The following is a 14,373-nucleotide window of genomic DNA, read 5'->3' on the forward strand; positions in this document are numbered from 1 at the left end:
TGGCGTGCTACGCTCTCTGGTTAAAGTCATACCAACAGCCTCCGACGGGAAAGAGCAGAATGAAAGCGATCAAATTTCACGAAACTGGCGGCCCGGGTGTCATGCAATATGAGGACATCAAGCTGGATGCTCCGGGCCCCGGCCAGGTGCGATTGCGCCACACCGCCATCGGGTTGAACTATCTCGATACCTACTTTCGCTCCGGCGCCTATCCTCTGCCCTTGCCGAGCGGTTTGGGGACTGAGGCAGCCGGCGTGGTCGAAGCGGTTGGTGAAGGCGTCGCCGTCCTTAAAGTAGGCGATAGGGTTGCCTATGGTGCGGGGCCGATCGGGTCTTATGCACAAGCGCGCAATATGCCGGCCAACAGGCTTAGCAAACTGCCTGATACAATTTCGGATGAAACGGCAGCTGCGATGATGCTGAAGGGCATGACAGTGCGCTATTTGCTGCGGGAAACCTACAAGGTCAAAGCAGGCGACACGATTTTGTGGCATGCTGTTGCTGGCGGTGTTGGTCTGATTGCTGTGCAATGGGCAAAACATCTGGGTGTCAGGGTTATTGGCACCACAAGTTCGCCCGAAAAGGCTGCGATTGCAAAGTCCTTCGGCTGTGACGAGGTGATAAATTACACTACGGAAAACGTGGCGGAACGGGTGCGTGAACTGACGGGCGGCAAGGGTGTGCCGGTGGTTTACGATGGTGTCGGACAGGCAACGCTTAACGCTTCGCTCGACAGTCTTAGCCCGTTCGGTCTGTTGGTCAATTTCGGTTCTGCGTCCGGGGCGGTGAAGAGTTTTGATGTGGGCGTCTTGGCGGCAAAAGGCTCGCTTTATCTGACCCGCCCATCGCTGAACACATATGTGGAATCCGATGAGGCCTTGCAAGCCAACGTGGCTGATCTGTTTGATGTGGTTGGGTCAGGTGCTGTCAAGATTGAGGTCAACCAGACCTATGCGTTGGCAGATGCCGCCCGGGCGCATCAGGATTTGGAAGGCCGCAAAACGACCGGCTCAACCATTTTATTGCCATAGCAAGACGAGATCTGAACAATTTCCCCAAATAAGCCCAAAGACGTCCCGTGTGACCCTGATCACTGCATTCAGGTGCGGGGCGCGCGCGTCCACAATCTTAAGAATATCGACCTTGATTTGCCGCGCAATGCGCTGGTGGTTTTTACGGGCATCTCCGGATCTGGAAAATCATCGCTTGCTTTCGGGACGCTGTTTGCGGAATCGCAGCGCCGCTATCTTGATTCCGTGTCGCCCTATGCCCGGCGGTTGATTGATCAGGTTGGTGAACCCGACGTCGATTCTATTGAGGGGCTTCCGCCAGCGGTAGCACTTCAACAACAGCGCGGCACGCCGTCGGCAAGGTCGTCGGTCGGCAGCGTCACGACGATATCCAACGGTCTGCGCATGCTCTATTCGCGGGCCGGAGAGTATCCGCGCGGTCAGCAGATACTCTATGCAGATGCCTTCTCGCCAAATACACCCGAGGGCGCCTGCCCACGCTGCCATGGTATCGGGCGGGTGTTTGAAGTAACCGAAAAGCTGCTGGTCCCCGATGATACGAAAACCATCCGGGAACGCGCCGTTGCCGCGTGGCCGCCCGCATGGGGAGGGCAAAACCTGCGCGACATCCTTGTTTCACTTGGGCACAACATCGACATCGAGTGGAAAGACCTGCCACGAAAAACGCGGGACTGGATCCTCTTTACCGACGAGACACCTACGGTGCCAGTCTATGCGGGGCTCACGCCCGCTCAAACCCGCGTGGCGCAACAGCGCGAAATGTCGCCCAGTTACATGGGAACTTTTAGCAGTGCGCAGCGTTACGTCCTGCATTCGTTTGCGACGACGCAAAGCCATCGCACCAAAAAACGCGTCTCGCAGTTCATGCAGATTTCCGAATGCCCGGACTGCGAGGGCAAAAAGCTGAGGCGCGAGTCGCTGTCGGTGAAATTTGCTGGTCTGGATATTGGAGAGCTGTCGCAGCTTACGCTGAGCGAGCTTGCCGAACGGCTGCGCGGGACTACCACCGCAAAATCAATGCAGGACGATTTGCATCCGGAAAAGGCCATTGTTGCGCAGCGCATTACCAGCGATATTTTGGCCCGCGTCGAAGCACTGACCACCCTTGGCCTTGGCTACCTGTCGCTTGAACGCGGCACGCCAACCCTGTCTCCGGGTGAATTGCAACGCCTGCGGCTGGCCACACAGATTCGCTCGCAGTTGTTTGGTGTGGTCTATGTTCTGGATGAGCCGTCGGCAGGGTTGCACCCGGCTGATACCCAAGCGTTGCTGGGCGCGCTGGATGAACTCAAACGCGCCGGTAATTCCCTGTTCGTTGTCGAACACGATGACAGCGTCATTCGACATGCCGACTGGATCGTGGATATCGGGCCGGATGCGGGAACACATGGCGGCGAGGTTGTCTATAATGGTCCGATAGAGGGCCTTCGCGACGTGAAGGAGTCGCATACCGGGCGCTATCTTTTCTCAGCCGACATCGCGGCAAATCGCACACCACGACATCCGACCGGCTGGCTGAAGCTGGAGGCGGTGGAGCGAAACAACCTTCGGGGTCTGGACGTCGCGTTTCCCCTCGGCGTTTTGACGACAGTCACTGGCGTGTCGGGTTCGGGTAAATCGAGCCTGGTCAGTCAGGCGCTTGTCGAACTCGTTAGCGAAGCCTTGGGGCAAAAGCGCCCCGTCGATGCCCCAAGTGATGAAGCCGAGCTGCTGGAGCGGGAACTGGAGACGTCAACCGGCGGACAGATTTCTGATGGGATGGCGCAGGTTCGGCGCTTGGTCACCGTTGATCAAAAGCCGATCGGGCGCACGCCGCGCTCCAACCTTGCCACATATACCGGCTTGTTTGACCACGTTCGCAGGTTGTTCGCGTCGACTGATGCCGCCAAGGCGCGCCGATACGATGTGGGTCGATTTTCGTTCAACGTCGCAAAAGGGCGTTGCCCGAACTGCGAAGGTGCCGGTTTTGTCAGCGTGGAGCTGCTGTTTCTCCCCAGCGTTTATGCGCCCTGTCCGGTGTGCCAAGGGCAGCGTTACAACCCCAAGACGTTGGAGATTACCTACCGCAACAAGAATATTGCCGAAGTGCTGGATCTGACTGTTGGCGAGGCTCACGAATTTTTCGCGGATGACCCCCCGGTTTTGCGGGCCCTTGAGGCTTTGCTGCAAGTCGGCCTTGGCTATTTGCGTCTCGGTCAGCCCGCGACCGAGCTTTCGGGTGGCGAAGCACAGCGGATCAAACTCGCAACCGAGCTGCAACGCGCGCAGCGTAGTGACACGCTTTATGTGCTGGATGAACCAACCACCGGGTTACATCCTGCGGACGTGACCATGCTGATGGCGCAATTGAATGGGCTGGTTGAGGCTGGAAACTCGGTCATCTTGGTGGAACACAATATGCTGGTTGCCAGAAACAGCGACTGGATCATCGACATTGGCCCCGGTGCTGGCGATGAAGGCGGCGTGGTCGTCGCGCAAGGCCCGCCTGCGCTTGTGGCAAGGTCGAAAGCCAGCCGAACCGCCCGCTTTTTGTTCCCGTAGCGAAAGCTTCAGCACAAAAAGGAGGCAGCCCCGACTTATCAATTTATCCGTTTACTCGGGTTTGGGCCAGACAAATTCTGGACGCAGCCCTTCATAAACCGGACGACCGTCCGATGGTTCTGCGTAACCTTTCGAGGTGTCGTAAAACGCGTGATAGGTGGGATCGGGGAACGTTGCCACGTTGTAGCCCATAACATTCGGCACCGCGACACGGATGCGTTTTTGTTTGTCGTCGAGCATAAGGGCAGCCCCGCAATCGGCGCAGGTGCAAAGCTCCAGCGGGCCGTCGGGATTGTCCTTGTTGAACGGCTGACGGTTCATCTTTTCGGGGTGATCGACCAAAAGATCACCATGATTGAAGAATGCAACATGCGTGGTTTGCTGGCCGGTCACGCTCTTGCAGACATTGCAATGACAGACATGGTTGTCGATTGGTTCTGCTGTGGCTTTGATGTGAACATGGTCGCAACCACCGGTGTAGGAACTGGACATTGTCTTTTCTCCTGTTGTGCGTGTCCCTTGGGACCACGTCTGAATTTAACATTAATCTTGCGAAAATGGCGACAGAAACCTTCGCGGCAGTGTCTGTCGGTAGCTAATACAGCTTAACAAAATTCACATCTTGCAGCCCTGTATCCCAGCGGCAAGTCGACAAAAACCGCTATGCGCCCTGCACATTTTCCCGCGTAGCGTCAGATAGAAATCTGCACCGCCATATATAGGACAACTGCCGTCACAAAGGCCGGGAATGACGACGGATGTGCACGCGAAAACTCTTCTTCCAGAACAACCAAGACAATTCCCCCAGCAAGAAACGACAGCAGCAGGGTCACCACAACCGGCGAGATGACGGTGGTGATGCCGACAACCCAGCCAACAAGAATGGCAACGGTCAAGGCCCATCTTCCAATACGCTGATAGACATCCTTGTGGATATCCATCATCCGATAATCCACGACCAGAAAATGAACCGCCATCGAAAACACAAAAATGATGATCGAAACCGGATTGTCCATTTGCACAATCAGATAGCCGATGATGGCTTTGTAAAATGCATATGACGCAAGGTGGATCCACACCCTTAGCCCGGTCGTTTCTTGCTCTACATGAACGCCAATTGCACCAACCGGTTTTTCCACCAGACGCTCCATGCCATAGAAGGCAACGAGGCCAATCAGCAGCGGCAGGAACGGACTGTGTTTCAGGATGTCTGCCGCATAGCCCAGTGACTCTGGAAACGCCGAAGTCCCGTCGATAATCTTTGGCAAAAGGCCAAGAAAGACATAGCTGATGGAAATGCCGTCAGCGAATGACAGCCAGTATTTCTGGGGCAGTTGGCGCTTCCAGCGCAACATATCGGCAAGCACATGGACAAGGCTGAGAAACACAACCGAAGCAAACGACAGCCCGATCAAAGTGGTTTCGCTCATTTTTTCGCCTTTCCATGTGCCAAGAAGTGCCGTGTGGATCTATGCAACCGAGGCGTTAGGCGCTCAGATGCTTCGCGTGGAACCGCAGGTGATCGTCGATGAAGCTGGCGATGAAGTAATAGCTGTGATCATAGCCCTCGCGACGGTTCAGCTCCAGAGGATAGCCGCTGGCCTTTGCCGCCGCTTCCAGTGTTTCCGGCTTTAGCTGTTCAGCAAGGAAATTGTCGGCCTCGCCCTGATCGACAAGTGCGGGAACGGCGCCAGAGGCTTTGCGCATCAGCAGGCTGGCGTCGTATTCGGCCCATGTGCTGCGATCCTCACCGAGATAAGCGGTAAACGCTTTCTGTCCCCAAGGACAATCAACTGGATTGCCGATCGGGCTAAACGCGGACACGGATTTAAATCGGTCCGGATGGCGCAGCGCCATTACCAATGCACCGTGACCGCCCATCGAATGCCCAAAAATAGAACGATGGTCGGTGACAGGGAATGTCGCCTCAACCAGTTGTGGCAGTTCGTTCATTACGTAGTCATACATCTGATAGTGACGGTTCCACGGGGCCTGCGTCGCGTTGACATAGAATCCCGCTCCTTTACCGAGATCATAAGCCTCATCGTCGGCAACATCGTCGCCGCGCGGGCTGGTGTCCGGTGCGACAATCGCAATGCCCAGTTCCGCAGCCATACGCTGCGCACCGGCCTTCTGGATGAAGTTTTCGTCGGTGCAGGTAAGCCCGGACAGGAAATAAACTACAGGCACCTTTTGCCCGTTTGCCGTTTGAGGCGGCAGATAGATCGCGAACCGCATATCGCAGTTCAGCACTTCTGAATGATGAGAATAATGCTTTGTCCAGCCACCATAGCTTTTGTTAACGCTCGTGTTTTCGAGTGACATGCTGCACCTCTTGCTTGGAAGTTAAGGCCGCGCCACAAGGGGCGCGACCGGGAGATTGGTTTACTTGTCGAAGTGGATGACGGTGCGGATGCTTTTGCCTTCGTGCATCAAATCAAACGCTTGGTTGATGTCCTCAAGACCCATGGTGTGGGTGATGAAATCATTCAGCGCAAACTCGCCTTTCATGTAGCGCTCGACATATTCGGGCAGCTCCGACCGGCCCTTGACGCCACCAAATGCCGACCCACGCCAAACGCGGCCTGTCACCAATTGGAACGGACGGGTGGAGATTTCCTGACCTGCGCCCGCAACACCGATGATGACAGATTCACCCCAGCCCTTGTGGCAGCATTCCAGCGCCGAGCGCATGACATTGACGTTGCCGATACATTCGAACGAATAGTCAACGCCGCCGTCAGTAAGTTCGACAATCACGTCCTGAATTGGCTTGTCGTAGTTCTTGGGGTTGATGAAGTCGGTCGCACCCAGTTTGCGGGCCAGATCAAACTTGCTCTCATTAATGTCGATCACGATGATCCGGCTGGCCTTGGCCATGGTTGCACCAATGACTGCCGACAGACCAATACCACCCATGCCAAAGATTGCGACGGTCGCACCTTCTTCGACTTTGGCGGTGTTCATTACCGCGCCCATGCCGGTGGTGACGCCACAGCCCAACAGGCAAACCTCTTCCAGCGGGGCTTCGGGGTTCACCTTGGCCAGCGAGATTTCCGGCAGCACGGTGTATTCCGAGAAGGTCGAGCAGCCCATATAGTGAAAGATCGGCTTGCCGTCCTTGAAAAAACGGGTAGTGCCGTCGGGCATCAGGCCCTTGCCTTGGGTTTCGCGGATCTTCTGGCAGAGGTTGGTCTTGCCGGATTTGCAGAACTTACACTCGCCACATTCGGGTGTGTAAAGCGGGATCACATGGTCGCCCACGGCAACGCTGGTAACACCTTCGCCGATGGATTCGACAATGCCGCCGCCCTCATGGCCCAACACAACTGGAAAAATACCTTCCGGGTCGTCACCCGACAGCGTGAATGCGTCTGTGTGGCATACACCGGTGGCAATAATGCGGATGCGCACTTCGCCTTTTTGCGGCGGCATGACGTCAATCACTTCGATTGAGAGGGGCTGGTTGACGGCCCATGCGACGGCGGCGCGGGATTTGATCATCTCGGTCATAGGGGACTCGCTTTGCGTTGGTTAAGAAACGAACCGCATTATCTGCAGCTGATGTTGAAGGTTTACATCATTCCATTTCAGGTGATAATTGATAAATTTAGCAAATAACCATTACCATACAGCAATAATATTGATGAATTCCTGCAAACCATGCGGTGACAAGGGAGACCACTATGTTCAACTGGGAGGGTGTCTCCGAATTCGTCGCCGTCGCAGAGGCTGAAAGCTTTACCGCTGCTGCGAAACGATTGGGGATTTCAACTGCGCAGGTCAGCCGCCAGATCGGGGCGCTTGAGGCGCGGCTTGCGGTAAAGCTGTTCTATCGTACCACCCGCAAGGTTACGATCACCGATACCGGCCAGATATATTACAATCACTGCCGACAGGTGCTTGATGGATTGGCCGAGGCGGAACGCGCGATCTCGGACCTGCACCAAACGCCCAAAGGTAGGTTGAACCTGACCGCCCCGGTAACCTATGGCGAAAACAAGATTGCGCCTTTGGTGAACGACTTCATCCTGCGCTATCCGGATTTGGAGGTTAATCTGACCCTGAGCAATCAAAGGCTTGATCTGGTTGCGGAAAGCTATGATCTGGCGATCCGTTTGGGCGAGCTGGAAGACAGCACCATGATGGCGAAACGTTTGGCAAGCCGCAGCCATTATGTCTGCGCCTCGCCCAATTATCTTGCAGCGCATGGTGTGCCGCATACGCTGTCTGAACTGGACCAGCACAATTGCCTGCAGGGCACGCTGGACTATTGGCGCTTTCAAGAAGAGGGCAAATCGCGTCATATCCGCGTCAAAGGCAACCTTCGCTGCAATAGCGGCTGGGCATTGGTTGATGCGGCGCTTAAGGGCGCCGGGATTATCCACCTTCCGGACTACTATGTTCATGTGCATTTAGACGCGGGACGGCTGGTGCCGATTCTCAACCAGTTTCGCGCACCGGACGATGGCATCTGGGCAATCTATCCCCACAACCGGCATCTGTCGCCAAATGTGCGGCTGCTGCTCGACCATTTAGGCCAAGGATTGGGCTGAACTTGCGTATTATAGAAATGTACTCGAAGTGGAAAATCAGATGATCGTCCGGGACTCTCCATCCTCGCTAAAGCTGTTCTTTGTCATGCAAGGATCGGTTGTACCGAAAATTATTGGCAGGATTATCGGCGTCGCGCTGTTGTCGGTGTTGGTCCTCCTGATTGATCAACATGTCGTCACGCTGCCGCGTATTTCGATCGGAGCCATGGGGATATTTGGCGTCGCTTTGTCGCTGTTTCTTGGGTTCCGCAACAACGCGGCCTATGATCGCTGGTGGGAGGCGCGCAAGCTGTGGGGCGCCATGATTGCCGATGTGCGCAATCTTGGCCGGCACCTGAGTATCTTTGTCGGCAAGGGGTCCGAGCGTGAGCACATCCTTTCCTGCGCCGTCGCATTTTCCCATCTTCATCGCGGGTTCTTGCGAAATGTCGACGTGCGAACTGATATCGTTGCTTGGATTGGCGAGGAGAAATCCGCGGCGATGCTCGCCCAGAAAAACCCCGCGGATGCGGCGTTGCGGTCTATGGCCGATCATGTCAGCAAATTGGCCAAACAGGACGCAATTAGCGGATTTGGTCAGATGGCCGTCTCGCAAACCCTGTCCTCATTGGCGCTGTCACAAGCCGGATGTGAGTGGATCGTGACAACGCCGCTGCCTTTCGTGTATTCGCTGCTGGTCCGCCGAACGACCTATCTTTACTGCGGGTTGCTACCGTTTGCGCTGATCGATTCCACGACCTGGTTCGCACCAGTATTTGCCGCTGTCGTGGCCTATGTGTTCTTTGGCCTGCAAGCGGTGACCAATGAATTGGAACTGCCGTTTCGCAATGTTCAGAACGGGCTGCCGTTGGATGCGATGTGCCGTGTGATCGAAATCTCCGCTTGCGAAACACTAGGTCGCCAGCCGCCTGCTGCAATGTCCGCAATAGACCATGTGTTGACTTAGGGTACCCCGCGATGGCGTGCACGACTGGTTGCAATTGCAAGAGGTGCCCCGCCCTCGGCGCACAGGTGGCCGTCGCTGACCGCCCCCCTGTTTCACTCACTTATTGCCAAGCCAGCCATCGGCGACTGGATTCAAGATCGCTTGGCCGAAGCACGGGGCGTCTTGGCCGATTGTACGCGATACCCAGACACACTGGTCATCCTTGCGGCCCGTGTGGTCGTCGGACACACCGACGATGCCATCGACTTGTTAGGCTTGCTGGACCATCGATCTCGTCACCAAACGCCAGATGCCGACACGCTACATTTTGGGATTTGAACCCGGCTTCACACCGGCCGATGTGGTTCCATGTCCGGAAATCGGACACGGGGTTTTACCTCTCGGCTCCAATACCGAAACTGTGCCTGAAATTACTCCCTCAACCAGCGTCTCGGGAGAGCCGTGCCCAGACTTCGGACACGTGATCCCTAAGGAAGCCATGTGCGGATTTTGTCCCAAGCCGTGTCCGGAAAATGCCGAAAGCTGTGCCCGAAATCTGGACGCTAACCTTGTAAGAAAACCTTAAAGCAAACCTGTAAAGGAGGAGGGCGCGCAAGCGCGCGATTCCGATTTTGATCGGTTCTTTACAGAGTTGCTGACTGCGTTTGGCTTTGCGGCCAACGCCACTCTGCCCGCCTGGTGGGAGGGTTTGCCAGCAAGGCTGCACGTTCGTCGCTGGATCGATGATCTCGGTTTGTCCGAGGATCGGATCATCAAGATCGCTCTTGAGTCCCGCCACGTTCATCCCAACCCGCCCGATGGCCCCAAAGCCCTTGATCGGTTCATGGAACGTGCAGCAGGGCACGACGCACAAGCTGCGGCGAAGGCGCAGAAATGGAAGCGTACCCAGAATGTCGATCCGACGCCCAGACCCAGCACCGATGATCTGGCAGCCTTCTACGCCAACCTCGTAAATTCAGATCGCTACCTGCCGGTCAGCACGATCAGCAATACCACCGGCGACGCCATGCTGGCGCGGAGACTGGTTACGCCGGACCCGCTCGGGATAGCTAGCGCGCAACCACAATCGACGTCGGGACCGAACGGGAGCTGACACGCGACAAATGTCGCACGATCAATGTTTTAGCCTGCCCCGTCACATGGCGGCCGCATCCGGAACAGGTCCACTCCGCCCGGAGCGGTTATGAGAATTGGTGGAAGGCGCTGGGCTGGGTGCGGGATGGGCTGATGGCGGGTGGCTTGTTGCGGGAGCTCGCGTTGACTGCGGCAACGCTGAAAAACCAGCCTTGGCGGCCATGGAAATGAATGCGGTCCCTACATCAGTCCCCTCTACTGCCCTTTTCATGCTCTCGTAAGACGCATCCCAGCTCTCCGGTCACGATATCGGAGCTGGCTTGGTTATGCGGCGCAAATCCGAGACCAACCTACCCACCCAAATCAGGGCGTCACCGCAAGAAAGCGATCCCGCCACCAAGTCAACAGCAGACACAGTGCCGATTTCAGTCCGCAAGGCGCACTCCCACACAGTTACCACCCGCCATCCACATTCGAGAAGCGCGGATCAAACTGCCGCGTCCCGGACGACATTCGCATCAAAATTGGCGCTCCAGAACTCCGGGCGCGTCGACGGTACCGTGGCATATCGACAGCCTGCATGGCTATGCCAGAAGCAGCCATAAAAAAGATGCCTATGCCGATGTGGCCGTTGAGTGTTGGCAGCAATTCACTGGCGCCAATGCGGTCTTGGCCGTCTCAGGCGAGACCTTTGCCGACCTGAAAGCCAAGAGGCTGGCCGCATGAACGCACCGCTGCTGCCGGGCCGGATCGGACACTGGCCCCTCGCTCAGCTGAAACCCTACGTCCGCAATGCCAAGACCCATGATGCCAATCAGTTTGCAAAGATCGCTGCCAGCATGGCCGAGTTCGGCTAGACAGTGCCGGTAGCTGGTCGCCACTGACGGGGAGCTGATCGCTGGCCATGGCTGTGTGCTGGCGGCGGCGCTTCTTGGACTCGGCGAAGCCCGGCTATCTTACCGAAGCGCAGCGCCGGGCCTACCGGATCATAGACAAAAAGCTGGCCGCGTTCGAGAGGTTGAGCCAAGGGACCACACTATTTGGATCGGACATGATGAGCCTTGTAGGGCTTTTAAGACGTTATGATTTTTTGATAATATCCGAAATCCACGTTCCTGCAGCGACGGCGCGGGGGAAGCCGAGCGGGCCTATTGCGAGCAGGGAAACCTGTGTCATGTCATCGGCAGAAATACCCTCGGCCAGTCCGCGACGGACGTGTGAGTGAACGGCGCCTTCCGAAGCGACTCCAATGGCAAGTGCGAGTTTGACGAGACGGCGCTCCCGCGCTGACAGCTTACCGGCCTCTGCGCAGGCTTCACCGAGGGCTGAGTAGGCGGACCAGATTTCTGGCTGGCTTTTGGCGAGATCGCCGGCGGCACCGGGGAGGTCTTTGGTCATGAAATATCCTTTCAGGATTCGTATCTTATCCGCCGAGGGCGGACATGTGGCGTGTCACAGCGGGTTCTGCCATGCGGTCAAGATCAAAGCTATGGCGCTCGGGCTTGGCCATCAAAGCGGCGCGAATTGTACCTTCGACGGCTGTTTCAGAATGGCGCAAAGGCGCGCGCAGATCAACTGATCCTTCATCGCCCATACAGGTATAAAGCTGCCCCATGCAGCTGACGCGCACGCGGTTACAAAGCGCACAGAAGTTGCAGGACATCGGTGAGATAAAGCCGATCTGCCCGCCGGTTTGCTCTACCCGCATGTAGCGCGCGGGGCCGCCAGAGTTTTTGCGTTGTGGCGTCAGTGTCCAGCGCTTAGCGAGGTCTGCTTGCAGATCTCGCAGTGACAGAACGCTCTGGCTTCGGTCAAGACCTGTGTCGCCCAGCGGCATTTCTTCAATCAGGGTAAGGTCGGCACCGCGCGCATGTGCAAAGGCGATAAGCGCGTCGACCTCGTCTTCAAACGCGCCACGGCTGGCAACGGCGTTCAGCTTGACTTGCAGGCCTGCCGAAATGGCGGCGTCGATACCGGCAAGCACCATGCGGATATCGCCGATGCGGGTGACTTCGCGGTAGCGCGCAGGGTCAAGCGTGTCGAGCGAGACATTGACCCGTTTCACGCCGCAGGCGGCAAGGGTCTCGGCATATTTGGCCAGCAATGTCCCGTTGGTTGTCAGGGTCAACTCGTCAAGCATGCCGGATTGCAGATATTTAGACAGGTCTTTGAACAAATCCATTACATCACGGCGCACCAGAGGCTCGCCCCCTGTGAGGCGCAGTTTGCGCACACCATGGCGGATGAAGACATCGCTGAGCTGCGCGAGTTCTTCAAGGCTGAGGACCTCGCGCCTAGGCAGAAATGTCATGTTTTCGGCCATGCAATAGGTGCAGCGCAGATCGCAGCGGTCTGTCACAGAAAGGCGAAGATAGGTGACTTTGCGCCCGAAGCTGTCAATGAGCGGAGCGGTGGTATTATCAAGCGGCATGGCGCGCCTCTTGAACCGCTGAAAACCAGCGCAGCGCGGCGGCGCGATCCATCGGCAAATCACAGGCCACGCCTGCGCCGAACTCTTCCCAGTCTTTGGCATATGTCGGGCGCACGGCGGTGAGTACAGGCACATCCAGCGCGATCGCCTTTCCGATCAGGTCACGAAAACCGCGCCCCTCGCTTTCGCCGCGCCCGAAACGGTTGAGGATCAGCAAATCGGCGCCAGCCACCAGTTCTTGTTCAATGAAGGCAGAACAGTCCGCCAAAGCACCGGGATGCAGGCGGCACCCGCGCGAGCCGTTGCCCAGAGGTTGCGAGATGCGGAACACCTGCTGCGAGCCGAGCGTTGTCAGATCCATATCGGCGCAGTGGCACTCGCCGCCCTCGGCACCGCGGGTTTGCAAAGCGCCGCGGACGCGGTAGCCACTGGCTGTCAGCGCTTCGGCGATTGTGTTGAGGAAACCATCTATATCGCTGCTTTCAAAACGGATGGCGGCAAGGGGGGAAAAGCTCATTTTTGCTCTCCTGAAAGGCAGAAGGGGCGCCAGTAGAGTGACGCGCCAGTTGATATTTCGCGACAATCGGCGGGGACAATGGCAAGGCCATCAGCTTTACCAAGCGGCAGAAGAGTTGCCGAGACGCTGTGCCCCAGACGCTCCAGAACGGGCAGGCCGCTTGCGGTGTAGGCAGCAAGGCGCACGGGAAAAACCTCGGCACGGCCAGCTTTGCGCGACCAGTCAAACCCTGCGACAGCGGGCACAGGCGCAAAAGGTGCAGGCTTTGCGCCCAACATGCGGGCGATTTGCGGCAAAACAAACATGTGAAAGCCCACATGCACCGCAAAGGGGTTGCCCGGAAGGCCTGTGAATGCGGCATACCCCAGCTTGCCAAACATAACCGGCTTGCCGGGTTTAAGCGCCACGCGCCAGCCCTGAACAGTGCCGCCAGCCGCAACGAGGGCCTCAATGATATGGTCTTTGCCGCCAAGTGAAACCGCGCCCGAGGTGAGGATCAGATCGTAATGCGCGCCGAGATTTTTGAGTGCTCTTGCAGTGGCCTCTGCATCGTCGGGCAAGATGCCCAGATCGGTCACGTCAGCCCCTGCGGCACTTGCAAGGGCAAGAAGCATAGGGCGGTTTGCATCGGGGATCTGGCCAAGCTTGCGTTGCCCGCTGCGCAACTCGTCTCCGGTTGAGAACACAGCAACGCAGGGGCGGCGGATAACGTCAACATGCTCGATACCATTGGCAGCCAGCAGGCCGATGTGATGCGCGCCGATACGGGTGCCCGCAGCAAGCAGTTTCTGCCCGGCGCTTTGATCACTGCCGGCGCGGCGGATATTGTCGCCAACTGACGGAATGGTGGTAAAGGAGACATGGCCCTGTGCCTCATGGGAACGCTCGACCATCACAACCGCATCAGCGCCCTGTGGCAGCAGTGCGCCTGTGAATATGCGGAGCGCCGTCCCTTGGGGCAGCGCGCGCGGGCTGTCGCCTGCGGATACGGTTCCGGCAATTGGCAGGCGGTTCACGCCAACAAGGTCTGCGCAGCGCAGCGCAAAGCCGTCCATGGCGGAGTTGTCAAAAAACGGCATCGCCTCGGCGGCGCATACGGCTTTGGCGGTGGTGCGGCCATACGATTGGGCGAGCGCAACGGTGTGTATGTCGGGGATCGGCGCGACCTGTGCAAGGGCGCGGTCCAGCGCGTCGCTGAGGCTCATCATCTCTGTGGCATCAGAGAGGGTATCGCAGCTACAGCCGCCTGTTACGGGAGCGATGTGCATTGCCCTCTC

13 protein-coding genes and 1 pseudogene are annotated in these 14,373 nt (G+C 57.3%); 6 read left to right on the forward strand and 8 right to left on the reverse strand.

The window, feature by feature from the left end; all coding sequences use genetic code 11:
• The first annotated feature begins 59 nt into the window (after positions 1-59).
• Together EOK75_RS07315 and EOK75_RS07320 are read left to right on the forward strand one after the other, a co-directional pair.
• Positions 60-1,031 carry a quinone oxidoreductase family protein gene (locus EOK75_RS07315; protein WP_137193253.1) on the forward strand — a complete coding sequence of 324 codons (972 nt, stop codon included), beginning with the start codon at positions 60-62 and terminating at the stop codon, positions 1,029-1,031.
• A gap of 72 nt (positions 1,032-1,103) precedes the next feature.
• Positions 1,104-3,572 (forward strand): excinuclease ABC subunit UvrA, encoded by a 2,469-nt coding sequence (locus tag EOK75_RS07320; RefSeq protein ID WP_240793942.1) that lies wholly within the window; start codon positions 1,104-1,106, stop codon positions 3,570-3,572.
• Between the two features lie 51 nt (positions 3,573-3,623).
• Here EOK75_RS07320 and EOK75_RS07325 read toward each other — a convergent pair whose 3' ends face one another.
• From EOK75_RS07325 to EOK75_RS07340, 4 genes are all read right to left on the reverse strand, one after another.
• On the reverse strand, positions 3,624-4,064 hold the full coding sequence (locus tag EOK75_RS07325) for a GFA family protein (RefSeq protein ID WP_137193257.1): 441 nt from the start codon (positions 4,062-4,064) through the stop codon (positions 3,624-3,626).
• A gap of 200 nt (positions 4,065-4,264) precedes the next feature.
• The gene (locus tag EOK75_RS07330; protein ID WP_137193259.1) at positions 4,265-5,002 is read right to left on the reverse strand and encodes a hypothetical protein; all 738 of its coding nucleotides are present in this window, start codon (positions 5,000-5,002) and stop codon (positions 4,265-4,267) included.
• A 55-nt stretch (positions 5,003-5,057) separates the two neighbouring features.
• Positions 5,058-5,897, reverse strand: a complete 840-nt coding sequence (fghA, locus tag EOK75_RS07335; protein WP_137193261.1) for an S-formylglutathione hydrolase — start codon at positions 5,895-5,897, stop codon at positions 5,058-5,060.
• A 60-nt stretch (positions 5,898-5,957) separates the two neighbouring features.
• Entirely contained in the window at positions 5,958-7,073 is a 1,116-nt protein-coding gene (locus EOK75_RS07340; RefSeq protein WP_205965499.1) for an S-(hydroxymethyl)glutathione dehydrogenase/class III alcohol dehydrogenase, read from the reverse strand.
• Between the two features lie 185 nt (positions 7,074-7,258).
• Here EOK75_RS07340 and EOK75_RS07345 point away from each other — a divergent pair, with 185 nt between their 5' ends.
• The 4 genes and pseudogenes from EOK75_RS07345 to EOK75_RS07380 form a co-directional block, all read left to right on the forward strand.
• Positions 7,259-8,128: a LysR substrate-binding domain-containing protein gene (locus EOK75_RS07345; protein ID WP_137193265.1), complete on the forward strand. Its 870-nt coding sequence runs from the start codon at positions 7,259-7,261 to the stop codon at positions 8,126-8,128.
• A 40-nt stretch (positions 8,129-8,168) separates the two neighbouring features.
• On the forward strand, positions 8,169-9,074 hold the full coding sequence (locus tag EOK75_RS07350) for a bestrophin family protein (RefSeq protein ID WP_137193267.1): 906 nt from the start codon (positions 8,169-8,171) through the stop codon (positions 9,072-9,074).
• Positions 9,075-9,705: 631 nt separating this feature from the next.
• Complete coding sequence (locus tag EOK75_RS07365; protein WP_137193268.1) at positions 9,706-10,167, forward strand: hypothetical protein; 462 nt, start codon at positions 9,706-9,708, stop codon at positions 10,165-10,167.
• A 703-nt stretch (positions 10,168-10,870) separates the two neighbouring features.
• Positions 10,871-11,151 (forward strand): annotated as a pseudogene (locus tag EOK75_RS07380) (ParB/Srx family N-terminal domain-containing protein); the annotation flags it as partial.
• A 77-nt stretch (positions 11,152-11,228) separates the two neighbouring features.
• Here the strand turns inward: EOK75_RS07380 and EOK75_RS07385 are convergent.
• From EOK75_RS07385 to EOK75_RS07400, 4 genes are read right to left on the reverse strand one after another with little or no spacing between them, the layout of a single operon-like run.
• Positions 11,229-11,546 carry a carboxymuconolactone decarboxylase family protein gene (locus EOK75_RS07385; protein WP_137193269.1) on the reverse strand — a complete coding sequence of 106 codons (318 nt, stop codon included), beginning with the start codon at positions 11,544-11,546 and terminating at the stop codon, positions 11,229-11,231.
• A gap of 25 nt (positions 11,547-11,571) precedes the next feature.
• On the reverse strand, positions 11,572-12,579 hold the full coding sequence (moaA, locus tag EOK75_RS07390) for a GTP 3',8-cyclase MoaA (RefSeq protein ID WP_137193271.1): 1,008 nt from the start codon (positions 12,577-12,579) through the stop codon (positions 11,572-11,574).
• Positions 12,569-13,096, reverse strand: a complete 528-nt coding sequence (locus tag EOK75_RS07395) for a DUF2478 domain-containing protein (protein ID WP_137193273.1) — start codon at positions 13,094-13,096, stop codon at positions 12,569-12,571. The genes moaA and EOK75_RS07395 overlap by 11 nt, the downstream gene beginning before the upstream one ends.
• Complete coding sequence (locus EOK75_RS07400) at positions 13,093-14,364, reverse strand: molybdopterin molybdotransferase MoeA (RefSeq protein WP_137193275.1); 1,272 nt, start codon at positions 14,362-14,364, stop codon at positions 13,093-13,095. The genes EOK75_RS07395 and EOK75_RS07400 overlap by 4 nt, the downstream gene beginning before the upstream one ends.
• Positions 14,365-14,373 lie beyond the last annotated feature (9 nt).

The sequence above is a fragment of the Pseudorhodobacter turbinis genome (assembly GCF_005234135.1).
Taxonomy (GTDB): domain Bacteria; phylum Pseudomonadota; class Alphaproteobacteria; order Rhodobacterales; family Rhodobacteraceae; genus Pseudorhodobacter; species Pseudorhodobacter turbinis.